22 protein-coding genes are annotated in these 24,293 nt (G+C 33.6%); 6 read left to right on the top strand and 16 right to left on the bottom strand.

Annotated features, from left to right (window positions below; translation table 11 throughout):
• Window positions 1–113 precede the first annotated feature (113 nt).
• Both AC1DVP_RS07800 and AC1DVP_RS07795 read left to right on the top strand, forming a co-directional pair.
• Window positions 114–734, top strand: coding sequence for a PASTA domain-containing protein (locus AC1DVP_RS07800; RefSeq protein ID WP_477182935.1), 621 nt, complete (start codon window positions 114–116; stop codon window positions 732–734).
• Window positions 724–1,767: an RluA family pseudouridine synthase gene (locus tag AC1DVP_RS07795; protein WP_477182934.1), complete on the top strand. Its 1,044-nt coding sequence runs from the start codon at window positions 724–726 to the stop codon at window positions 1,765–1,767. Before AC1DVP_RS07800 ends, AC1DVP_RS07795 begins: the two co-directional genes overlap by 11 nt.
• A 146-nt stretch (window positions 1,768–1,913) precedes the next feature.
• Here AC1DVP_RS07795 and AC1DVP_RS07790 read toward each other — a convergent pair whose 3' ends face one another.
• The 4 genes from AC1DVP_RS07790 to AC1DVP_RS07775 form a co-directional block, all read right to left on the bottom strand.
• The gene (locus AC1DVP_RS07790; RefSeq protein WP_477182933.1) at window positions 1,914–2,900 is read right to left on the bottom strand and encodes an SPFH domain-containing protein; all 987 of its coding nucleotides are present in this window, start codon (window positions 2,898–2,900) and stop codon (window positions 1,914–1,916) included.
• Between the two features lie 196 nt (window positions 2,901–3,096).
• Entirely contained in the window at window positions 3,097–3,270 is a 174-nt protein-coding gene (locus tag AC1DVP_RS07785; RefSeq protein WP_477182932.1) for a hypothetical protein, read from the bottom strand.
• A 70-nt stretch (window positions 3,271–3,340) separates the two neighbouring features.
• Entirely contained in the window at window positions 3,341–4,564 is a 1,224-nt protein-coding gene (locus tag AC1DVP_RS07780) for an ATP-binding cassette domain-containing protein (RefSeq protein WP_477182931.1), read from the bottom strand.
• Window positions 4,565–4,708: 144 nt separating this feature from the next.
• Window positions 4,709–6,127 (bottom strand): amidohydrolase family protein, encoded by a 1,419-nt coding sequence (locus tag AC1DVP_RS07775; RefSeq protein ID WP_477182930.1) that lies wholly within the window; start codon window positions 6,125–6,127, stop codon window positions 4,709–4,711.
• A 257-nt stretch (window positions 6,128–6,384) separates the two neighbouring features.
• Here AC1DVP_RS07775 and yaaA point away from each other — a divergent pair, with 257 nt between their 5' ends.
• Window positions 6,385–7,143, top strand: coding sequence for a peroxide stress protein YaaA (gene yaaA, locus AC1DVP_RS07770; RefSeq protein WP_477182929.1), 759 nt, complete (start codon window positions 6,385–6,387; stop codon window positions 7,141–7,143).
• 54 nt (window positions 7,144–7,197) lie between these two features.
• On the opposite strand, the gene AC1DVP_RS07765 is transcribed toward yaaA, so the two are convergent.
• The 7 genes from AC1DVP_RS07765 to AC1DVP_RS07735 all read right to left on the bottom strand — a co-directional run bounded on the left by AC1DVP_RS07765 (window position 7,198) and on the right by AC1DVP_RS07735 (window position 15,505).
• Entirely contained in the window at window positions 7,198–7,581 is a 384-nt protein-coding gene (locus tag AC1DVP_RS07765; protein ID WP_477183116.1) for a glycosyl-4,4'-diaponeurosporenoate acyltransferase CrtO family protein, read from the bottom strand.
• Between the two features lie 234 nt (window positions 7,582–7,815).
• Window positions 7,816–9,321, bottom strand: a complete 1,506-nt coding sequence (locus AC1DVP_RS07760; protein WP_477182928.1) for a serine hydrolase — start codon at window positions 9,319–9,321, stop codon at window positions 7,816–7,818.
• Between the two features lie 431 nt (window positions 9,322–9,752).
• A complete protein-coding gene (locus tag AC1DVP_RS07755) occupies window positions 9,753–10,283 on the bottom strand; it encodes an NADPH-dependent FMN reductase (protein ID WP_477182927.1) in 531 nt (176 codons plus the stop codon).
• A 516-nt stretch (window positions 10,284–10,799) separates the two neighbouring features.
• A complete protein-coding gene (locus AC1DVP_RS07750; protein WP_477182926.1) occupies window positions 10,800–12,389 on the bottom strand; it encodes an MDR family MFS transporter in 1,590 nt (529 codons plus the stop codon).
• Window positions 12,390–12,475: 86 nt separating this feature from the next.
• On the bottom strand, window positions 12,476–13,555 hold the full coding sequence (locus AC1DVP_RS07745) for an HlyD family secretion protein (protein ID WP_477182925.1): 1,080 nt from the start codon (window positions 13,553–13,555) through the stop codon (window positions 12,476–12,478).
• Window positions 13,556–13,569: 14 nt separating this feature from the next.
• The gene (locus AC1DVP_RS07740; RefSeq protein WP_477182924.1) at window positions 13,570–14,889 is read right to left on the bottom strand and encodes a TolC family protein; all 1,320 of its coding nucleotides are present in this window, start codon (window positions 14,887–14,889) and stop codon (window positions 13,570–13,572) included.
• Window positions 14,879–15,505, bottom strand: a complete 627-nt coding sequence (locus AC1DVP_RS07735; protein ID WP_477182923.1) for a TetR/AcrR family transcriptional regulator — start codon at window positions 15,503–15,505, stop codon at window positions 14,879–14,881. Before AC1DVP_RS07735 ends, AC1DVP_RS07740 begins: the two co-directional genes overlap by 11 nt.
• A 260-nt stretch (window positions 15,506–15,765) precedes the next feature.
• On the opposite strand from AC1DVP_RS07735, the gene AC1DVP_RS07730 reads away from it, so the two are divergent.
• The 3 genes from AC1DVP_RS07730 to AC1DVP_RS07720 all read left to right on the top strand — a co-directional run bounded on the left by AC1DVP_RS07730 (window position 15,766) and on the right by AC1DVP_RS07720 (window position 21,934).
• Window positions 15,766–16,332 carry a DUF4494 domain-containing protein gene (locus tag AC1DVP_RS07730; RefSeq protein ID WP_477182922.1) on the top strand — a complete coding sequence of 189 codons (567 nt, stop codon included), beginning with the start codon at window positions 15,766–15,768 and terminating at the stop codon, window positions 16,330–16,332.
• Window positions 16,333–16,606: 274 nt separating this feature from the next.
• Entirely contained in the window at window positions 16,607–18,622 is a 2,016-nt protein-coding gene (locus tag AC1DVP_RS07725) for a PAS domain-containing protein (protein WP_477182921.1), read from the top strand.
• A gap of 390 nt (window positions 18,623–19,012) precedes the next feature.
• Window positions 19,013–21,934: a PAS domain-containing hybrid sensor histidine kinase/response regulator gene (locus AC1DVP_RS07720; RefSeq protein WP_477182920.1), complete on the top strand. Its 2,922-nt coding sequence runs from the start codon at window positions 19,013–19,015 to the stop codon at window positions 21,932–21,934.
• Between the two features lie 334 nt (window positions 21,935–22,268).
• Here the strand turns inward: AC1DVP_RS07720 and AC1DVP_RS07715 are convergent, their stop codons facing one another.
• From AC1DVP_RS07715 to AC1DVP_RS07695, 5 genes are all read right to left on the bottom strand, one after another.
• Window positions 22,269–22,448 carry a hypothetical protein gene (locus tag AC1DVP_RS07715; RefSeq protein WP_477182919.1) on the bottom strand — a complete coding sequence of 60 codons (180 nt, stop codon included), beginning with the start codon at window positions 22,446–22,448 and terminating at the stop codon, window positions 22,269–22,271.
• Window positions 22,449–22,548: 100 nt separating this feature from the next.
• Complete coding sequence (locus AC1DVP_RS07710) at window positions 22,549–22,707, bottom strand: cupin domain-containing protein (RefSeq protein WP_477183115.1); 159 nt, start codon at window positions 22,705–22,707, stop codon at window positions 22,549–22,551.
• 335 nt (window positions 22,708–23,042) lie between these two features.
• Window positions 23,043–23,339, bottom strand: coding sequence for a thioredoxin (gene trxA / locus AC1DVP_RS07705; protein WP_477182918.1), 297 nt, complete (start codon window positions 23,337–23,339; stop codon window positions 23,043–23,045).
• Window positions 23,336–23,539: a hypothetical protein gene (locus AC1DVP_RS07700; RefSeq protein ID WP_477182917.1), complete on the bottom strand. Its 204-nt coding sequence runs from the start codon at window positions 23,537–23,539 to the stop codon at window positions 23,336–23,338. The genes trxA and AC1DVP_RS07700 overlap by 4 nt, the downstream gene beginning before the upstream one ends.
• An 11-nt stretch (window positions 23,540–23,550) precedes the next feature.
• Window positions 23,551–24,132: a methyltransferase gene (locus tag AC1DVP_RS07695; protein WP_477182916.1), complete on the bottom strand. Its 582-nt coding sequence runs from the start codon at window positions 24,130–24,132 to the stop codon at window positions 23,551–23,553.
• Window positions 24,133–24,293 lie beyond the last annotated feature (161 nt).

The following is a 24,293-nucleotide window of genomic DNA, read 5'->3' as shown; positions in this document are numbered from 1 at the left end:
TTGTTTAATCGGTTAAACGTTTAATCGATTAAACGATTAAAACGGATTGTAAACAAAATTATCATTTTTTTTGAAACGAAATAGCTTTATCTTTGCGGGAAATAAAAATATTTATGAGCTTAAAAAAATATCTTACCAGTCGCGTATTTTTTGGACAAGTGTTTATTGCATTTGCAATTATTGCTGTTTTAGGTTATTTATTCATGCATTGGCTGACTTTTACTACCGATCATGGGCATGAAATTTCGGTTCCCGATTTGAGAAGATTGACAGAGGAGCAAGTGGAAGATAAGCTGGATGAATTGGATTTGGATTATGAATTATTGGATAGTGTTGATTTTAGAGGCGATTATCCAAAATATAGTGTTGTTGAGCAAGATCCTATGCCTGGCACAAAGGTAAAAGTGGGCAGAAAAGTATATATTAAGATTAATTCATCTGGGTTTTCGTCTGTGCGGATTCCAGATTTGATTGAAAAAACATATCGTGAGGCAGTGCCTACACTAAAGGCTTTAGGACTTGAAGCCGGAACCATTACTTATGTTCCAAATTTAGGAAAAGATATGGTCTTAGAAATGCGGTATAAAGGCAGAAACCTGAAAGTAGGGGACAGAGTTTTGAAAGCCTCAAAAATTGATTTGGTTTTGGGCGACGGAAAAGAGAGTTATCAAGAAGAAGCAGTGGACAGTACAGCTGTTCCAGCAGATGAACAAACACCAGCGAATGAACAATAATATTGAACCAATTGAGGATTTAGACGAAGAGTTATTTGAGCATTATCGATTTGAGGTTCCAAAAGGACAGGCGATTTTGCGGATTGACAAATACTTAATGGGTTTGATTCCAAATGCCACACGAAATAAAATTCAGAATGCCGCCACCGAAGGGAATATTTTTGTGAATGATGCCACGGTAAAGTCAAATTATAAAGTGAAACCCTTTGATGTGATTCAGGTAATGCTGACGCATCCGCCTTTTGAAAACAGAGTGGATCCAGAGGATATTCCGCTGGATATTGTTTATGAAGATGATGCACTTTTATTGATCAATAAACCGCCTGGATTGGTGGTGCACCCTGGTCATGGGAATTATACTGGGACTTTGGTGAATGCGCTTGCGTTTCATTTTGAGAATTTGCCAATGAACAGCAGCGAGCGTCCGGGACTGGTTCATAGAATCGATAAGGATACTTCAGGATTATTGGTTATTGCCAAAACCGAAGCGGCGATGACACATCTGGCCAAACAATTTGAAGCAAAAACATCCGAAAGAGAATATATTGCCTTAGTTTGGGGAAATGTTGCTCAAGAGGCTGGAACTATTGAAGGAAACTTGGCGCGACATTTGAAAGACCGTATGCAGATGGCAGTTTTTGCAGATCCCGAAATTGGAAAACCCGCTATAACACATTATAAAGTGTTGGAGCGTTTTGGGTATGTAACATTAATTTCATGCCGATTGGAAACTGGAAGAACACACCAAATCCGTGCGCACTTAAAACATATTGGGCATCCGCTGTTTAATGATGAGCGTTATGGAGGCCATTTGATTTTGAAAGGGACAACTTTTACGAAATACAAACAGTTTATTGAGAATTGTTTCAAAGCATTGCCAAGACAAGCATTACATGCAAAAACACTTGGTTTTGTACATCCAAGTACAGGAGAAATGATGCGTTTTGATACCGAATTGCCTCAAGATTTTCAGGATTGTATTGAAAAATGGAGAGGATATTCGAAATCGCACCAAGTGGATGATGAAGAGTAATTGCTTAGATTAGTAAATAGTCCTTGAGTATTAGCAAGTAAAATGTAAAAAACAGAGACCCTTGAGTTTATCAAGTATCTCTGTTTTTTTATGCATTGTGCTAAAGCTAATTACTAGTCACTAACAGCTAATCACTATAACAGCTATTATTCAGTTTCAGTTGTTGGATTTGAAGTATCCGACGGATTATAATCTATAGATGTGTGATCAACTTTTTTAACACGTGGTTTTTGTTTTTTCATTTCTTCTCCAATGATGTTTGAAGCAGTAAAACTTGTTACCATACTATTTAGCATATCGCTTGCTGCTTGCGGAGAATTTGGAAGCAGAATTAAATTAGAATTCGTATCGGCACCAATCGCCTGCAAAGTGTCATAATGCTGCGTAATTACAATAAGTGCAGATGCTTCTTGCGAATTAATTCCTACTTGGTTTAACACTTCCACACTTTCTACCAATCCGCGCGCAATTTCTCTTCTTTGGTCTGCAATACCTTGACCTTGAAGTTTTTTACTTTCGGCTTCAGCCTTTGCTTTGGCAACAATTCTAATTCTTTGCGCTTCAGATTCAAACATAGCTGCAGTTTTTTCTCTTTCGGCAGCATTAATTCGGTTCATTGCATTTTTCACCTGAATATCCGGGTCAATATCGGTAACCAAAGTATTGATGATATCATACCCATAAGCCATCATTGCCTCATTCAATTCTCTTTTTACGGCAACAGCAATATCGTCTTTTCTTGCGAAAACATCATCCAGAATAAGTTTAGGAACTTCAGCACGTACTACATCAAAAACATAAGCTGTAATCTGATCATGCGGATATTCTAATTTATAAAATGCTTCGTAGGCATGTTCAGGAATGACTTTAAACTGCACCGAAATTTTCATTTTCACAAACACATTATCTTTAGTCTGTGTTTCAATGATTACATCCAGCTGCTGAATTCTAAAGTTTACACGACCAGCAATTCTGTCAATAATTGGAACCTTGAGCTGTAATCCAGAGTTTCGGATACTCAAAAACTTACCGAAACGTTCTACAACAACAGCAGTCTGCTGTTTTACTGTAAAAAAGGAAGAAAAGAGAATAATTAGCCCGAAGACTAAAATGGCAATCATAAATGGACCCATGAGTTTTTAAGTTTAAAAGTTAAAGTTATTATACGTGATGCCAGAATAAAAGTTACAAATTTTATAGAATCATTCTTACCCCATAAAGTAGTAATTTTCTATTTCGCTATAGTTAAAAAAATATTTAGGAGCAGAAAGATGGGGCATTTTTGGATATATGGTTCCTGCTCTCCACTGTATTCCCGATTAACAAAAACTACGGCAAAAAGCCTTGTTTTTCTAAATCGGGAGATGCCGTTTCGATCAGGGCTAAAGGGAGAGAGAAGGTTTCTTTGTTATTATTTTTTTCGTCTTGAATGTCTTTTGAGACGAACAAAGCAATCTCATTTGCTGTGGTCGCATTTCTTAGCGTGTTTGTTTCGTTCCTCACAATGACTTTGATTGCAGATATGCAAACTGAGATTCCTCGTTCCTCGGGATGACAATATTGAGGGTGGATATTAATGAAATTGACTTATAACACCTTTAGATCCCGTTGGGCTTGGAGTTAATTCTAAAACCGAATTTGGCGCAAGATTAGGCTCCATTCGGTGCGAAACAAACAGAATGGTTATGTTAGTCTCTTTTTTAATCGTATTAATAAGCTGTATTACCAATGCTACATTATGGTCGTCTAATCCTTCTAGTGGTTCGTCCAAAATTAATAACGGAGGATGTTTGAGAACTGCGCGGGTTATGAGGGCAAGTCTTTGCTGACCAATAGAAAGCCGATTGAAAATTTTCTTTTTCAAAGGAGTCATCTCAATCAGATCAAGCCATTGAGAGACAATTTTTCGCTGTAAAGTTGTTGGCTGTCTATACAATCCAATTGAATCAAAGAAACCCGAAAGAATCATTTCTTCCAAAATAGTATTTCTGCTAAATAAATCGGTCATAGATGTTGAAAAATAACCGATTTTCTTTTTGATTTCCCAAATGCTTTCACCACTGCCTTTTTTTCTTCCAAAGAGTTCTATATCCTGGCCATAACCTTTGGTATTATCTCCCGAAATAAGTGACAGAAGAGTGCTTTTTCCAGAACCATTCGGTCCTATAAGCTGCCAAAATTCACCTTGTTTAATAGTCCAAGAAAGAGTATTAATAATGTGTCTTTCATCATAGGAAACAGATATCCTATTCATTTTTATTAAAACACCATCTTTAAAAATCTCTTTGTGAATGGGGATTTTATATTCATTATTTTCAAGTGAATGTTCGGTTATATTTATGCTGTTCAGTTCAAATGAATTATCATCTATTTGAGCCTTGTTAGCTATAAACGGAAGCAAATCAATTGTTCGGCTTACTAACTGAATGATACCAACCGAATATGAGATGGACTTAATCTCGGCTGTTAACCCTATGCGCGAAGCAAGATCTAAATGGTCCAAAGGATTGTCCAGAATGATATAGTCCGGTTTTTGCCTGAGGCAATATTTTAAAAATTCCTTTTTTCGTTCTCCCGATGAAAAAGTGCGCAGGTTTCGGTTAGAGTCAGCAGTGGCTTCAATAGAGTCGTGCAGGTATTCTTCTTCTATTAATTTTTGAATCGCTATATCCGAAAATAAGATTCCCTTTAAATCATTAAAAACCGATAATTTTCCTTGAATTTTTCCTGATAATAAAGTATTTATAAAGCTTTTTTTATMGACTTGATTGGATAAAAGGATGTCCCAATGTTTCATTTTGCGCGTATTGAAAGTATAATATCAAATTTGGCGAAATTAGCCATAATAATGCAAACCTGAAAGAGGATTTATTTATAAAAGAAGCCTCAAAAATGAGGCTTTTAATAATTTTGAGTCGAGCTAGACTAATTTATTTCATTTTTATTTCATTGAAAAATTGGCTTCAAAAATTTTGAAACGGGCATCTAAATCCTGCAGTAATTGTTTTTTTAACGCTGGGTCTTGAATAAAACTATAATTGATGCTGTTGTAGACAAACTGTTTGATATCACTATAGGAAATACTGCTGTATCTTTTGGCCAGTAAAACATATTGTTCGGTCATGTTGGTTCTCAATATTCCGGCATCATCTGTGCTAATTAGTATTGGCACGCCAAACTCTTTGTACAAGAGAATAGGGTGGCGGTTCTCTTTTACTTTCAAAATAAATTCATTGCTAACGAGATTGATTTCTACGGGGATATTGTTTTCGACCATAAAACGCATTAAGTCATAGCTTTTTTCTTCGTAAGCAATATCAACTCCATGTCCGATTCTATTGGCCTTGGCGGTATAAACTGCTGCATTGATATGCCAAGTCAATTCCTCGGGGCGAACTAATCCCAAGGTAAGTTCACCAGCATGCAGCGTATATTTTACTTTTGGAAAACGGCTGTGGCAATATTTGAACATCAGCATGTGTAATGCATAATCTTTCATGGAAGTTTCGCCATCTTCAGGAGAAACGATATTGACTCCCGCTATCAGCGGACTGCTGTCAGCTGAGATAAAAGCCACGATTAAATTTTTGAATAAATCAACCGGTTCCATAAAGCGCAAAACAAAATTTTGGTAGCGCATTGTAAATTGGCTGTCATCGATTTGAAGCTCTTTGTGCATTTTGCCAACAAAATTGATGTTAAAATCGGTGGCGTATTTTTTGGCGTCTTTTTGAGTAAAAACAATATATAAGGAATCCAAAGACTGCATAACGGCTTTTTCGTTTTTGCCAGCAGTCATTTTTCGTAACTGATTGTTGTATTTGGCTAAATCATCAGTTTTTATGGCACAGGGAATAGTCGATAATTGAGTTTCTATGTAACTGACATTTTCTTTGACAGCTCTGTTTTTCAGTTCCAATAAACCAGCTTCAAAATTTCCGACAATGGCGGGTTCAAACTTCATGAAAGTCTCAAAAAACTGTTTATCCGATGGGTAATCTACATAGTTATAATCCTTAACAGACCACTTTTGCATTACTTTTTGTTTGTAAGCTTCTAGTTCTCCATTCTTTTGTAAAGCAGAGAATAATACCCAGTCAGTACCAGTCTGTTTTTCTTTACTGACTGTCATGGTTTGAGTGTTTAGATATAAATTTTGTGCGATGGCATGAGCTAATAAAGGTTCTGCATAAATTGAACCGGAATAATGATGGTGTAAATCTCCGCCTTTGGGCATTTGTGCAAAAAAAGCCGTAAGTTCGGCTTCGTTATCTCTGATTTTTTCAAAATATTGATTGGCAGATTGTGCTAATCCAATGTGAAATAGGATACAAAAAAGGATTGTATAAAATAATTTCATGTTTTAAATTTCATTCAAATATAACAAATATTGAGAAATTTGTTCTGTCTCATATTGAAATTGGTTTGAAAAAAAATTATCAGTCACTTTGTTTGTCACTTTTAGAAATGGCTTTTTTTAATTGATTTCTGTAATTCTTGTAATAATTGCTTAGTATTTTTCAATCTTAATTATCTATTATGGCATTAAACAATTCAATCTATTGTTTCTCAATTCTAGATTTCAATTTGTATTTTTGAAGCAATAAATAGTCCTATATGAAAATTGTATTATCGCCAGCCAAATCATTAAATTTTGAAAAAGAGCTGCCAACTTCTCAATATACTTCCTCTTCTTTTCTAAAAGAATCCAGACAAGTTCATAAAGTTTTAAAACAGCAGTCACCAAAATCCTTATCCGAGCTAATGTCTATTTCAGATAAATTGGCCGATTTGAACTGGAAACGCAACCAAGATTGGAGAACTCCTTTTATGCCTGAAAATGCGCGCCCGGCAGTGTATGCTTTTGACGGCGATGTCTATACAGGACTTGATGCTTACACGATTTCAATGGATAAATTGGAACAGCTTCAAGACAGTTTACGAATTCTATCGGGTTTGTACGGTTATTTGAAGCCATTGGATTTAATTCAGGCCTACCGATTGGAAATGGGAACTAAATTGCCTATTGGCGAAAGCAAAAATTTATATGAGTTTTGGAAAAAGACTATTACAAATTCGCTAAACAAAGAACTCAAAAAGGGGGAACTGTTTATTAATTTGGCGAGTAATGAATATTTTTCGGCTGTGGATGTGAAGGCTTTGAAAGTTCCTGTTATTACTCCTGAATTCAAGGATTATAAAGATGGCAAACTGAAAATAATCAGTTTTTTTGCCAAGAAGGCTAGGGGATTGATGGTGCGTTATATTCTAGATAACAATGCCCAAACGCTTGATGATTTAAAAGGATTTAATTGCGAAGGCTATCAGTTTGACGCTAATTTATCGAAAGGGAATAACTTGGTTTTTACGAGATAGTTTTTAGTCAGCAGAAGGCAGATTTTAGAAAGCAGAATTTATTTTGCTAATGTTCTAAAATTTCTGGAAGTTTCTAAGTCTTAATTTATTGCGTTCCTGAAGTAAAATGGGGTATATGTTGAATATTGTATTGAACAGTATCGAAGAGAAAAACATGTCGTATAAACCCAAGATTAAAGTTGCAATTTGAAATAGCAGCACAAATATAAATCCGAAAATGTGACATAACTCGGATATTGTTATTTCATTGAGCAGTCTATCGACTTCATCTATGTTTGGTTTTTTTGTTATTCGAATTTTTGTGTTGCAATGTCTAAAGAATGTATTCTTTACACAGTAAGTGAAGAAATCAAGTCCCAAGAGTTTATAAAAGCTGACATTTTTAGTTATTTCAAAATTCTTAACATAATAAAAAAATGAGGAGTTTTTTTTTCTCATAATTATTGCAATCCATAGCCCGGGAAGACCGCTATAGACAGGAATTAAAATGCTGATGCATAACCGAAATCCTAATTGTTCGTTCATTTTATTGTTCAGCTGGATTAGTAAAAACAACGTTCCCTTGCTACAAGTGGTTTGGATTTAAATTATGCTTAACTAAAGAGCTTTAAAAAACATTCTAAATTAAGACTTTTTCCCAAATCAATTGTAATAAGTGTCAGCCGTTCGGTTTTATTTTTGCAATAGCTTTTCAATTTTTAAGAGCATTTCTTTTGCATTTTGATTTGTAGAATTTAGTTCTAACGATTTTAAATAATCGGTTTTTGATATCAAATATTCTTTTTTATTAAAATAGGCTTCACCGCGACTATCATACACATTTGATGAATTTGGAAACTCATTAACATTTAGATCAAAAATTTTAATTGCTGATTCTATTTTTGCATCTCTTAGAAATTCGTAGCCAAGTTGATTCAGTTCGCTTTCATCAGAAAAATTATAATCAGCGATGTTATTTTTTTTAAGGTTTTTGTAAAGTTCAACTCCTTTATCAATGTTCTTTTGGCATTCTTTTCTTATAGTTAAGGCAATTGATTCTTTTTGAGGTTCTAATGGATAATTTTTCCAATTATTCAAGCTTGCAATGCTGGAAACTATTTCATTAATTATGGGAAACATTCTGCCATTTGTCATGACAACTATGCCGTTTCCACCTTCAAAATCACCAATATAATAGCACACAAAGCCTTCATTTCCTCCACTATGTCCAAAGTATTTTGTGCCTTTAAAATCATTTACAAACACTCCAAAATTATTATCTAGTCTTTTTGCAGACATTTCTTTAGACAATATTTTATTTGATTTTCCCAATAATGATAATTGCGTTTCAATTATATATTTAGATAAATCTGTTGGATTTGTCCATAATCCAGCGGCTGCTTTTTCGGGATAAATATGATATTTTCCTTCAACTTCTTTGTCCATATTGTATCCAGTTGCAAGTAAATTTTCTTTCTCTTTTGCAGGAGGCTGATTAAAGGAACTGCTGTCCATTTTTAATTGTTCCAAAATATTCTTTTTCATGTAATCTTCATATTTTTCTCCTGTTACATTTTCAAGAATTAATTGTGTAATTGTAATTCCGCCTCCCGAATATTGAAATTTTAAACCTGGTTCAAATATAGACCGAACAGCGTTTGAATTAGAAGGTTTTAATCCGTCAAGAGTTTCTATAGTGGTTGGTAGTTTTTTTCCTTTTTCATAACCGCCAAAACCATGGATTGACAAACCAGCCGTGTGATTTAATAAATTGGCAATTGTAATTTTTTTTCCTTTTGAAATGGAATCGTATTGAAATTTCCAATCTTTTAGGTAATTATTTATATCATTGTCTAAACCTAATTTACCTTCTTCGACTAGTTTTAAAACACCAAGACTATTGATAGACTTGCTTATGGAAGCTGCTTGAAAAAGTGTTTGAGGAGTAGCTAATCTCTTTTCAGAAATGTCTGCATAGCCATAGGCTTTTACCCATTCTATTTTGTAATCCTTAATTACTGCAATACTTACTGCATTAACTTCATAAAAGGCCATTCTTTCTTTTAAGATCCATTTTTTACTTTTTGATTTATCCCAATGATTTAAGTTGTTTTCAAACAATTTTATTTTATCATTTACATCTTGCGAAAAGCAGTTAAAAGTTAAAAACAGTAAAATAATCAGATTTAATTTTTTCATATTTTTTTATTTTGAATAGTTAGTGCTTTATTTTTTCTCGAATACCCTTGCTCGGTAAAGTCTCCTGTACTTTTTTAATGTTCTTTATAATAGTAAATCTAATGAAATTTTTCTGACTTTTTTTTATGAATATCTTATAAAATCAGCACTTTATCTGATACGGTTATTTTGTAAACAGAAATTCTCTCTTTATAAAAAATATATAGACTGTAAAATAATAGATTTGTTACTTGTAGTTTATTTAAAACTCTTGAATTGCATATAATTCTAAAAGTATTTACGAGAAAAGGTACTATCTTAAAAACCAAGAAAAAAAAACACTAGGTCATGAGATTTTGCTGAGCTGGATGACAAAACTGCGGGTGGAGCAGCGGAGTATTCTATCAGTTTCTGGAGGAGCCGTCTATTCGATTAGAGGTTCGTTGTTTTATTTATATTAAATTTTTAAATTCTTTTATAAATACATTAAGTTTTTTAATTGTTTCAGTATCAGTTAAATTATTTTGGTCATCAAATTTTCCTTTTACACCTTGAATTAATAATGTTGTTTCTTCTGTAAATTTTGACATAGCTGTTTTCATTATCAACTTTAATTCTTCGTGGCCTTTTTCACCACTTGCAGACGCTGTAATTAATCCAACTGGTTTTTCAGAAAAAATGGTTGTTGAAATACACCATTCAATTGCATTTTTCAATCCGCTTGGAATACTAAAAATGTATTCTGGCGTACAAATAATTATTCCGTCTGCTTTTTCAATTTTATTTCTTAGTTCTACAATTAATTTCGGTGGATTATCTGCCGAAAGTTCAGGGTCAAAATGGGGTAATGTTTTTAAATTATTAAAAACGGTCAGCTTAAATTCATTTTCTGATAAACTTTCAATTTTCTGAATGATTTTTAAGTTTGCTGAATTTGAACTGGCACTTCCAATAATTACAAATATTTTTTTCTTTTCGAGCATTATTTTATTGTAAATTATTGTTTCTCTTTTGTTTATGACACAATTACTGCTAATTTGTATATACTCGATATAAACTTCCTTATATACATCTAAAAAGGTCTAGATTAGCAAACGTTTGTTTGGTTTTATTCTTTATTTCAAATATAGAAAATAATAGTTGTAAACCTACAAAGTGTGAATTTTGTTTGCTATATCCTTTTTCAGGCTTTAAAAAAAACTCGGAATCTCACTTATTGATTAGTGAAATTCGGAGTTGGTTTTTTAGTGTCGGCAAGAAAGCAAAACATCTCCCTTTAGCCCCGGTTGAAGTGAAAACCCTTTTGTGCCGTCTCGTCCCAAAAGTTGAGAGACACAAAAGGCTATAACGGAAAACGGGACAAATGCCAGCTAAAAGCGCCTAATGTTTCTGCTCCAAAAAGTAACAATCGAACTCACGTTTATACTTCAGCATAAAAGAAAAGGTCAGAAACTGGATTTTCCCGATTTCTGACCTCTTAATTTCTAATCTTTAACTTTTTAATGCATTGCTTCAGCCGGATCTATTTTATTTTTTCCTTTTTTGATGAAAAGAATAACTGGGATACAGCATAAAAACAAGATTCCTAAATAAAGGAAAATATCCATATAGGCCAAAACTGTACTCTGCTTCATTACGGAATAATCCATTACTTGATAGGCTTTTTGCAATGATTCATTGCTGGTAAAACCTTTGGACATAAAACTTCTCTGCAGGCCTATTACCCGTTGCTGTACTTCATATTTACTGGGATCCAGATGGGCGACTAAATTTACTCTGTGTTCCTGACTCCAACGTGTGATAAAGGTGGTGATGATAGCAATACCAAATGAACCTCCTAACTGACGCATCATTCCGGTAAAAGCGGCACCTTCTCCAATGTGTTTTCCTTTTAGGGTAGAAAGGGAGAGCGTTGTTATCGGTACGAAAAGTAAGCCCAATCCAATTCCTCTTAAAATCAATGGCCAAAATAAATGTTCTACTCCAGTATCAGGAGTCATATTATTGTACATCGCAAAAGTAAAGAAGAAAAAGATTAAAAATCCAACGGCAACCATATAGGATTGCGGTACTCCTTTTTGAATCATATTACCTACTATAGGCATCATAAAAGCGGTGGTTATCGAACCCGGAATTAGTAACAATCCCGCATCGGTTGCTGTCCATCCTAAGATTGCTTGCGTATAAATTGGGATAATTAATGTTGATCCATAGAGTCCAAAACCAAGGATGAAACACATAACGGTTCCTATTCTCAGATTTCCGTCTTTTAAAACACTTAAATTTACAATTGGGTGTTTATAGGTAAGCTCTCTCCATATGAAAAGGATTAAGCCAAATACGGTTATTACGCTTAAACTTGTAATCAAGCTGTCATTAAACCAATCGTCTTGCTGACCGTGTTCCAGTACAAACTGTAATGATCCGATGAATGTGGCCAATAGCACAATTCCCCACCAATCGACTTGATTTGATTTTAATTTTTCGCCGTATTTTGGACTTCTTACGAAAGTAATAGCCAAAACAGTGGCAATAATTCCCAATGGAATATTGATATAAAAAATATACGGCCAAGAATAATGATCGACTAAATAACCTCCCAAAGGCGGTCCCAAAGTTGGCCCCACAATTACGCCCATTCCGTAAATGGCTTGTGCCATTCCTCTTTTGGCTACGGGATAACTCTCGGTGATAATCGTTTGTGCTGTTACTAATAATGCTCCTCCGCCAATACCCTGCACGAAACGGAAGGCTACTAATTCCCATATATTGTTTGCATTTCCGCACAAAAAGGAACATACCGTAAAAAGGATAATTGAGGCTACAAAGTAATTACGCCTTCCAAATTGCTGTGATAACCAGCTGGTCATTGGAATCACAATAACATTTGCAATAGCATAAGCGGTAATTACCCAGGCTACGTCGGTCAGGGTAGCGCCAAGACTTCCGCGCATATCGGTAAGCGCCACGTTTACAATGGTAGTATCAACGATTTCCAACAGTGCGCAAAGTACTGCCGTAATAGTGATAATAACGCGTCTGAAGCCGTATTCTACTAAATCGTCGTCTGTTGCTTGTACTTTTGTCATTTGTATGATTTATAAAGTAAGTATTCTAAAAAATTGAATTGATTTTGAAAGATTTAATGGCTCTCTTAAATCTGTTATCTAAAATCTTACTTCAAATGTACGTCCACGTCAACATTCATTCCTGGGCGCAGTAATTTTACTTTCTCAGGATCATTTGTTGTATCTAAATTGATTTTTACTGGTAATCTTTGAATGGTTTTTACAAAGTTTCCTGTTGCGTTATCTGGCGGAAGCAATGAAAAACGGGATCCGGTTGCTGGTGAGAATGAAGTTAATGTTCCTTTAAAATCATAGTCAGGATATGCATCTACTTTTATCGTTACTTTTTGACCGATAATCATTTTGTTCAATTGCGTTTCTTTAAAGTTGGCCACTACCCAAGCTTCATTATTATTGATGATATAGAACAATGATTGTCCTTGCTGTACCAATTGTCCTGGCTGAATGTCAATTTTTGAAACTTGTCCGTCAATAGCGGCAGTTACAACAGTGTAAGTCAGATTTAATTGGGCAACTTCGAGTAATGCTTTTGCTTTTTTGATATTGGCAGATGCTACTTCTGTCTGTTTATTGGTAACTCTTGATTTAGCTTCAATTGCTGATTTTTGATAAGAGCTGGCTTTTTGCTGCTGCTGTAAAATACGCACTTGGCTTTCTGCTTCTTGTTTAGTGGCCAATGCTTGTTCAAATTGCTGTTTCGTTATAGAGTGATTTTTGTATAAATTTTCATAACGGGCATAATCACTTGCAGCTCTTCCCAATCTGATTTTTGCAGTTTCAATATTTCCTCCAGCCGATTGCACATTGGCATCCGAAACGGCAATGCTTGCCAAAGCGCTTCCAATATCTTCTTTGGCTACTTCAAATCCGCTTTCTGCAGCAATTAAAGTAGCATTTGCTTCTTCAATTTTCAATTGGTAGTCTCTTTTGTCAATGGTAAATAAAGTATCTCCTTTTTTTACATAATCATTGTCTTTTACGTACACTTTATTGATATATCCCGAAACTCTTGGGATTATCGGATTCATGTTTTTCTCTATTTGAGCATCATCTGTTTCTTCATGCCCTTGGGAATGAAGGTATTTTGAAATTCCGTAAGTTCCTCCTGCAAGGATCAAAACCAATAGGATTATAATGAATTTGGTGTTTGTTTTTTTCTTTTCCATGATATTGGTAGTGGTTATATTTTTGAAAGGTTGAAGGTTTGTGATAATTGACCGGTTGCCGAAAGTAATTCGTAGTATTTTTGAATAACATCCACTTTGGCAATGGTTTCGCTTATTTTAGATTTCAGCTGTTCTACATCGGCTTCCAGTAAATCATTGGTATCCGAAAGCCCGTTATCGTATTTGTCTTTTACGATTCGGTAGTTTTCAGTAGCCTGTTCAACAGCTTGATTGTAAACTGTATTTTGTTTTATAGCCAAATCATAATTGGTGATCGCCTGCTGTACCTGAACTCTAATGTTGTCTTTTAAAAGTTCTTCGGTGTTTTTTACCTCAAGTGCTTTGCTTTCGGCAATTTTTACCTGAGTTCCGTTTTTTAGGATTCCGCTGACGTCATACGATATGCCAACGCCAATAAACATTGCATTTTCCAATGTTATAATATTGTTTACATTCAAAGCGGCATAACCGCCTGTCAAAGCCACGCTAGGATAGTAATCACCTTTGGCAATTTTAATATTGTTTTGGGTTGCTTTTTCCTGAAATTGAATTGCTTCCAGATCTTTACGGTTTTGAAATGCAGGCTGTTCATCTGTTGGTACTGAATTAGTAGAAAAGCTAATCAAATCACTTTCTGTTACTGCTAATTTTGTTTGTGAAGGCAGTTTTAGCAAAGTAACCAAATAGTAATTGATTATTTTTTCGTTGTTCAATGCTTCATCAAGCGACAGCTGAATTTTAGAAACCTGAAGCTGGGATTTCAATAAATCATTACGCGGAATGATTCCGTTTTTTTCCAAAGCAATAAAATCAGTAACACGCTGTTCGGCGCTTTTTTGATTTTCCTTCAATAATTCAATGGTTCTTTGGGCTTTATACAGATTGGCATAATAGTTTATAACTCTCATGGCCACATCTTCTTTAGTTTTGGATGCCATTGCATTTTCGGCTTGGAATAAATTATCCTGAAGCTTTATGCCGTTTTGAATTTTCATTCCTGCAAATACGGGGATTTTCAAACTCGCTTGACCTATTGCGATTCTATCCGGTGCCGGAAATGATCCAGATCCTGCATCAAATTCTAAGTGAACGGTCGGCTGTGTTAACTGAAGAAATTGTCCGGTAAGTTTTAAATCAGGATACTGAGTATTCTTAGCCGATTGTAATTCCTGTTTTTTCGTTTCTACTTTGGTATTCGCCAATGAGATTTCATTGCTTTTTGTCCAAGCCAATTGTATAGCTTCTTCTAGCTTTAAACTGGTTTTGTCTTGGGCATTGATGGATGAAATTCCAATGAAGAACCCTCCAAAGAGCATTAAATAACTAACTTTCATATGTCAAGAGGGCTTTAATGGTTTGTTGAATGTGCATTGTTAAAGTTGTTTTTATATAGTTATTGTATTTTTCTTCGGTATCCAGATCTAACAGCGTTTGATAAAAAGGCCTGTTCAAATGAAAATGAAAATAGGTGCCGAGAATTGTTGTCGTAAGAAGCGGCACAACAATGTCTTTTCTGAAAACCCCTTTTTCCTGTCCATCTTGAATAATAGTTTCCAGTGATTTTAGGTTCCCTTTTTTTAAATCTGTAAAGGCCTTAAGGTTAATTACCCTTTGGCTTGAGGAAAATTCAAAGTGCATAATTTTATAGATGCACCTATTGCTGTTTATCTTATCGATGTAAAGTTCAATAAGCTTGTGTATTTTTTGAAGCGGGTCTAAATCTTCAAGAGTCAAAATATCAATTTGTAATTTGATGCCCGCAGCACGGTTCATAATAATGGATTCCAATAATTGCTCTTTGGATCCAAAATAATAGGAAACCATAGCAATATTAATTTTGGCCTCCTTAGCAATGTCCCGTATTGAAGTACCGTCAAATCCTTTCTCCGCAAACAGCTTTTCGGCTACTTGCAAAATCTGAATCTGTTTTTCGTTAAAATCCGTTTTCAAAGCTCTATTTTTAAATTCGCCACAAAATTAAACAACTGTTTAAATTAAACGATTGTTTAATTTTTCTTTAACTTTTCTTTAACAAAAAAAATGTAAAAATAAGTTTGGCATAAATTTATATAAATTAAACTATAAATTCTTATAAAATTATTAGTATTTATTTGATTTTCAATTTGATAAAAATTGTGAATATCTATTTTGTGAATTGAGAGTTTTTTTTGGTTTAAAATCTATCTTTGGCATCCTTAAAAAAAATCTTTATGAGCACAATTTGGTACGAATGCAAAGTTAAATACAGAAAAACTGATGAAACTGGAGCACAAAAAGTTACGACAGAACCTTATTTGGTAGATGCTTTGTCTTACACAGAGGCAGAGAGCAGAATTACCGAAGAAATGTCTGCTTATATTAGTGAAGAATTTAAAATCACCAATATTAAAATGGCTAATTATGCCGAAATTCATCCTTTTGAAAATACGGACCGCTGGTTTAAAACGAGAGTTTCTTTAATGGCGTATGATGAAGAAAGCGGTAAAGAAAGAAAATCGAATATGTATTTATTGATACAGGCCAACGATGTAAAAGAAGCTTTTGACAATACAGTTCATGTTATGAAAACAACAATGGGCGAATATTCAATCCCTGCTATTTCCGAATCTCCTATTATGGATGTTTTTCCTTATTTTTCAGGAGAAGATGGAGAACTGGAGCAATTAGAAAGGTTTAATGCCCGTAAAGATTCTAAACCAGTAACCGTAAAAGATTCTGATTTTGAAGATCCTATGGAATTTGAAACCGTTTTGGAAGAAGATGAACAAAATGCTTAAATAAATCAGCATAACAGTACGTTTTTTGGGCTATCAGCTCTCAATAATTTTTTCAGCAACTAAGTCTTGAAGTGTTTAATTGTATTTTAACATTCACAAGACTTAGTTTTTTTTATTCTAATGAAATGCACTAAAAATGAATAGAAATAAGGATTTGTCAGTAATAACTTGTATTATTTTTTTTGTTTTGCCATTTTGGTGTTTTTTATTTTATCAGACTGTACTATATTTATAAAAAAAACGGATAAATTGGTATTCTAATAAAAATTGGATAATGGTAGAGTCAAAAAATGAGTTTAGCTATCAGGAACTGCTTCAAAAAGTAAAGGAGCAGGAATTACTTATAAAAAAGTTAAATGATGAAAAGCAGGATCTGACCAATTTTGAATATTTCGTAAAAGATTCTCTTGATTTAATCTGCATAGCTGATTCCAATAGGTATTTCAAAATGGTTAATGATGCTTTTAGTGAAGTATTAGGATACACAAAAGAAGAATTGTTATCAAGATCATTTCTTGAGTTTATTCATCCAGATGATTTAGAGGCTACTTTAACCGTATTTCAATCTTTAACAGAATCGTCCCGAATAACCGATTTTGAAAACAGATATATTAAGAAGAATGGTAATTTTGTTATTCTGCAGTGGAAAGCCAATTTAAATACTGCTAATGATCTAGTTTATTCAATAGCCAGAGATATTACGGATATTAGAAAAACTCAGGAAAAATTACTATCCAGCGAAAAATCGCTTAATGAAGCCCAAAAAATCGCAAAAATAGGGAGTTGGGATTTTATTCTAATGACTCAGGAATTAAACTGGTCCAACGAATTATATGAAATTTTCGAATTTGAAAAAATACCAAATGATCCACAACTTTATAATAAATACTTATCCTGTTTTTATCCAAAAGATGCCGAAAAATTAAAAAGAAATATTGATAATACTATTGCAAATAAGATGCCTTATGAAATGGAGCATAAAATTATCTTGCCAAACAAAACCATTAAATGGGTATTTTGCACCGGGGTTTCAATAGTTGATAACAATGATAATGTAATAGCTTTAAAAGGAGTTGTTCAGGATATCACTCAAAAAAAACAAATAGAAGACACAATAAAAGCAAAAGAAAAGGCAGAAGCCTCCAATAAGGCAAAGTCTGATTTCTTAGCTAATATGAGTCATGAAATTCGAACCCCGCTTAATGGAATTGTTGGTTTTACTGATTTGTTGCTGAAAACAAAATTCGATAAAGATCAGTTAGAATATCTCACGACAGTAAATGAATCTGCCAATACATTAATGGAAATCATTAATAATATTCTTGATTTTTCTAAAATTGAATCGGGTAAGCTGGAATTGATTTCTGAAGAAATTGATATCTATGAATTGTCAAATCAGATAATAAATCTATTCAAATATGAAGCCAATCATAAAAAAATTGATTTGGTGCTTCATATTGATCCTGCTGTTCCGCAATTTATAAAAGGAGATTCTTTTCGGCTGAAACAAATATTAGTGAATTTATTGAGTAATGCAATGAAATTTACTTTTTCTGGTCATATCAAGCTAAATATTATACAAACAGAAGCGGATGATATGATTTCGAAAATTAAATTTTCGGTAGTTGATACGGGAATTGGCATTAAGACACAAAATCAGCAGAAAATTTTTCAGTCGTTTATTCAAGCTGATAATACTACTACAAGGAAATACGGAGGAACAGGCTTGGGCTTAGCTATTTCGAGTCAGCTTTTGGCATTGAAAAAAAGTAAGCTAAAATTGACTAGTTCGTATGGAGTGGGCAGTGAATTCTTTTTTATTATTGCTTTTGAAAAAATCAATCAAAAGCAAAGTAATCCGTTTGAGGCAAAAAGTTTTGAAAGAAACAAATCCCCAGAATTATCTAATTCTCTAGACAATTATAAAATATTAATTGCCGAAGACAATAAAATAAATATGCTTTTGGCTAAAACATTAGTCAAAAAAATTGTTGCCAACTGCACTATAATTGAAGCTGTAAATGGTTATGATGCTGTTGCCATCTCCAAAATTGAACATCCTGATCTTATTTTAATGGACATTCAGATGCCTGTTCAAAATGGCTATGATGCTACAGTGGCCATTAGAAAATCCAAAACTATTATGCATATACCAGTTATTGCTCTGACAGCTGGAGTTCTAAATGGTGAGAAAGAGAAATGCATCAGCCACGGAATGTCAGATTACATTACCAAGCCAATAGTACACAGTGATTTAGAAAAAGTACTCCATAAATGGCTGAAAAAGTAAGCCCAAAAAGGGTTGCTTTTTTTTGCATTAATACAAAAACATAGGTTACTCAAAAGAAAATGACAATAACGGTTAGTTACTTTAGAGGCAATATCTTTATAGGTGTTTTTTATTAAAAAGATAAAAAATGGACTTTATAGGCGTTTCAATTAAAATAAACGTTTTTTTTAAGTAAATTGTATCCTAATTCTTTGTTAGTTAGTGCATTGTGTTAGATATTTTTTATACCTTTAGTTTCTTGTTTTCCACTAAATTTTATCAATAATCTCAAATTAGCATTTTGTTATAAATAGTGCATGCCATTTTCAATGCCACTATTTGATACTTATTACATATACGAATGAAAAAGCGGTTCCATATATGATTTTATAACTAATACATTTTGCAGATATGAAAGAAAAATTACCATCTGTTGAAGAATTGTTACAAAAAATAAAAAGACAAGAACATACGATTTCGCTGCTGCAAAAGAAAATTGATTCTATTGCCAATTTTGAGTTTTTTACCCGAGAAACTTCAGACTTTATTTGTGTCTCGGATTTAAATAGAAATTTGAAAGAGTTTAATCTCGTATTCATTAATAAATTAGGCTACTCCAAACGTGAATTATTGCTGAATAGTTTTCTCAATTACATTCACCCAGATGATATTCCCAAAACAGAGTTGTCGCTGCAAGAACTTTTAAAAGAAAAGACATCCATAATTTTTGAAAACAGAATCATTACAAAGAATGGTGAGCTTATAACAGTGCAATGGACTTCTATTATAAATCCTTCCAAAAATTTAGTATATTCTATAGGAAGAGATATTACTGAAATCAGAAAAATTCAAGAACAGTTATCGGCAAGTGAGAGTTTGCTAAATGACGCTCAAAAAATTGCTAAAATTGGAAGCTGGGAATTCAATATTGTAAATAATGAACTGATTTGGTCTAACGAATTGTATCATATTTTTGAAATAGAGAAAAGTCTTTGCGGTCCTTCGTTTGATAACTATTTAAATTATTTCACCGAAGAAGATAAAGAGATGCTGTATGGCAAAATAAATGAATGCATCCAAAGTAAACAGCCTTATGAGGTAACTCATAAAATGCTGTTTACCAACAATCGGATCAAATGGATTTATGGAACAGGAATCCCAGTGCTAAACGATAAAAATGAAGTTATAGCCTTGAAAGGAATTGTTCAAGATGTTACCGAAAAAAAACGAATAGAAAGTGAAATTCTGGCGAAAGAAAAAGAAGTTGAAATCATCAAAGACAAAGAGCGGGAACAAAGAAGCAATGCCAAGTTTAGAAACTATGTAGAAAATGCACCCGATGGGGTTATGGTAGTCACTAAAGAGGGACATTTTTTGGAGGTGAATCCTGCAGTATCTAAGATTACAGGATATTCGAAAAACGTATTATTAAAAAAATCAATAATTGACTTAACTCCATTTAATTTTTTGCCAAATATTAAGTCGGTATTCAGTACTCTTTTTTTGAAAGAAACATCAAAGGATATTATACCTTTTATGCATAGTGACGGAACCATACGGCTCTGGTCAATTGATGCTGTCAAACTTTCAGAAAAGCAAGCTTTATTGTTTGTAAGAGATGTTACAGAACGGGAAAAAGCTGAAGTAAAACTAAAAGAAAGTGAGCTGTTTTTAAAAGAAACTCAAAACATTGCTCAAATAGGAACCTATAGTATTAATATGTATACGGGAAAATGGACACGTACCGATTTACTGAATACTATTTTGGGTATTGATGCTGATTATGATCTGGATGAAGAAACTTGGAAGGCTTTAGTACATCCGGCTTGGAGAGAAAGTTTGGCTGTTTATTTTCAAGAAGAAGTGATCAATAAAAGAAAACCATTTGACAGAGAATATAAAATCATAAGAGTGAACGATAAAAAAGAGCGTTGGCTGCATGGAATAGGAACTTTAAAATGGGACGAAGAAAACAAACCTTCGGTTGTATTAGGAACTATTCGTGATATTACCGAGCATAAATTATTAGAATTAGAATTGATTAGAGCCAAGGAAAAAGCCGAAGAAAGCGAAAAAGATCTGTACATAAAATATATTGAACACGAAGAAATAAACGAGCAGTTAAAACAAACCAATAAAGAATTAAAAAAGGCTAAAATTCAAGCGGAAGAAGCTAATAAAGCCAAATCGGATTTTTTATCCAATATGAGTCACGAAATTCGGACACCATTAAATGGGATTGTAGGTTTTACTGATTTACTGATGAAAGCTGAACTTGATAAAAACCAATTGGAGTATATGTCAACAGTTAATATTTCGGCCAATTCGTTAATGGAAATCATTAATGATATACTCGATTTTTCAAAAATTGAATCGGGTAAATTAGAGCTTCACTATGAAAATGTTGATCTTTTTAGACTGCTGCATCAAGTAATAGAATTGTTTAAGCACCAAGCCAACCTGAAAAACATTAGTTTAACCCTTACAATCGAAGATGACATTCCGCAATATATATATGCAGATTCAATCCGGCTGAAACAAATATTAGTGAATTTAATTAGTAACGCATTAAAATTCACTTCTTTTGGGCATATTAGATTGGATGTTGAACAAATTAAAGCAGGCAAAAAAAAGGCAACTATAAAATTTTCTATTAAAGATACCGGTATTGGAATCAAGCATTACAATCAAAAGAAAATTTTTAATTCATTTGTTCAAGAAGACAGTGCCACTTCCAGAAAATTTGGAGGTACAGGTTTGGGTTTAGCAATTTCTAATTTACTGTTGGGACTGATGAAAACCAGCCTGCAGCTGAAAAGTAAGTATGGCGACGGAAGTGATTTTTTCTTTTTCATTAAATTTAAAAAAGTGGCCGCTCCAAAAGATACGTTTACCGAATTGATACCCCAAAAGACAATTCGGAAAATTGCAAACACAAATAGTTTAGGGGCATCACGCATTTTGATTGTAGAAGACAATAAGATCAATATGTTTCTGGCAAAAACATTAGTAAAAAGAATAATTCCGGATGCTATTATTTTAGAAGCTTCGGATGGGCAGGAGGGGGTTGAGCAATTTGAAATCAATAATCCTGATTTGATTTTAATGGATATTCAAATGCCTATTAAAAACGGATATGAAGCCACTATTGAAATCAGAAAACATAAAAATGGAGATAAAATTCCGATAATAGCTTTGACTGCAGGAATTATGGTTGGAGAAAAAGATAAATGTCTTGAATATGGAATGAACGATTATGTTTCTAAACCAATAATAGAAGAAGATCTGGATGCTATACTTCAAAAATGGATGCTTCAAAAACAGTTGCTGTAGGGGCGGACTGTTTCCATTGATAATGTTCGGCAGTATGGAATTTTACACAGGATTTGTCGCCTGCGTATGAATTGTTGGCAGAGAGAGTTTCGGTATATTCAGTATCTTTGAACTGCAGCTGTCAACAATAAAAATTCTAAAAATTACAAAGAGAATATGAAGAACCGTTATAACAATTGATGACTTTTTGAGCATAAAAGAAATGTTTCTCAAAAATATGGAATTATCAAAAGGAAGCAAAGGGATTTTTTGCCTGTAATTGTAGTGGTTTTGTAAAAAAAAGAGTGCTTTGAATATACAAAACACTCTTTAGGGGCATTATAAATTAATTACATTACGCTTTCTTTGTAGTTGTTTTAGCAGAACAGCAAGACTTTTTAGATTTGTCGCATGCTTTTTTTTCTTTGGCAGAACATTCTTTTTTAGGAGTTTCTTTTGGCTTTGTTTCTTGAGCGCTTACATTCATGCCTGCTGAAAAAAGAGCTACTGCTAAAACGGTGATTAGGTTTTTCATTTTTTTGATTTTTGATTTTAAAGTGATTCAAAAGTATTATTTTTTTTGAATCAGAATCATTAATTAACTTTTTTATAACGTAATGAAATCATCTGGGAATCTATTCTTTGGGATGTTTTTGCATTACTAAATATTTCAATTCTGCATCCCCAGCATTGCTAATTCCATGCTCTATATTGGCAGGACAATAAAAACTGGTATAAGCTCCTGCAGTTATAGTTTTTCCATCCAAATAAAAAGTGGCTGTTCCTTCTAAAATAAAAAAGAATTCTTCTTGAACATGTTTGTGTGGGGATGAGTAGACTGATGTGGGTTAACAATACTCATTTTAATTGTATTGCCATTAGCAAAATCTTTATCAATAAGCCAGCATTGATATCCGACGTTTTTTTTGCTTTGTCTATTTCAAAATGATTGATGCAATTTTCGATGGTATATTTTTTGTCTCTTAGGCAATAAACGATTGCTGTGCTGCCAGAACAATAATCAGAGTTTTAATAATTGGTGTTAATTTTATATAAATCTAAAATTTAGTTGTTAATGGCGATATTATTTAGAATTAGCATGAAACTCTTTATGATTGATGCTGTAAATTCAATATTTCCGAGTTATTATCGCAATTAGCTCTGAGCTGCTTAGAACGCCAGACTGTCTCCATAGCTGTTTTCCATTTTGGAAAAGAATCATTGTGGGAACACCGCGTACCTGATATTGTGAAGCGATTTGCTGGTTTTTGTCCACATCAATTTTGATAATTGAAATTTGGTCGCCCAATTCGTCTTTTACTTGTTTTAAAATAGGGGCTAATGTTTGGCAAGGTCCGCACCATGTGGCGAAAAAATCGACTAAAACTGGTTTTTCGGACTGAATTATGTCGTTGAAAGTACTCATTTTTTAAGGTGTTTGTTTTTGGGTACGGTACAGCCATTCGATCCGCAGCCTGAATTAAATATTGCTTGAATAAAGAAAAATATCCCAAAGATAATAAAAAACCATTCGTGTGTATTGTAGGCTTGAACGAATAAAAATATGGCAAAAGCTAAGCGGAAAATCCGCATGGCGTGCCAATTGCTTAATAATAATTCTTTCATTTTTTTTTGGTTTATTTTTTTTGAAATTCTATCCATAATTCGAATCCGGCTCTTGGTGCAACTGAATTTTGGCACGCTTCCATTTTTAGAAAATTGAAAGCATCTTTAAAAAGCATTTCATATTCTTCTATGCTGCCGCCAAAAGGTGGCCCGCTCTCGAATGTTCGGTTGAATAAAACTCCAGCTATTTTACCTTCTTTGGCGAGAAGCTGATGCATTTTTGAAACGTATTTTTGGCGCATTGCCGGAGGCAAAGCACAAAAGAAAGTTTGTTCGATTATCAAATCATATTCCCCCTGATGCTCAAAAAAGTCTTCTAATATAATATTGATGCTTTGATTGTTTTTGAACTTGGTTTTTAGATTTTTAATCAAGGTGGGTGCAATATCAATAATAGTAATATTTGTAAATTCTTGTTCTAAAAGATATTCGGCTTCATAACTGTTGCCGCATCCAGGAATTAAGATTTGAATATTTTTATTTTTTAAAGTTTTGATATAACTTTTTATGGGAGGGGAAATTGTTCCTAGATCCCAGCCCGTTGTATTGGTTTGATATTGACTGTCCCAAAAAGTTTGATAGCTGTTTTCCATTTTTGTTTGATGTTCTTGGGTGTTCGCGAGAGGGATAGAAATAAGCTACCGAAGTAGCATGGATAGCCTGACCGCATTAATAAAAGCGGCCGACTAACCGCATCAATAAACTGGCCGCTTTTATTAATGGGGTCTCGCCCTAATTCTTCTTTTTATTTTTT

The organism is Flavobacterium sp. P3_A6, from assembly GCF_056403035.1.
The sequence above is the reverse complement of the archived record's forward strand: the minus strand, read 5'-3'. Positions and strand labels throughout refer to the sequence as shown.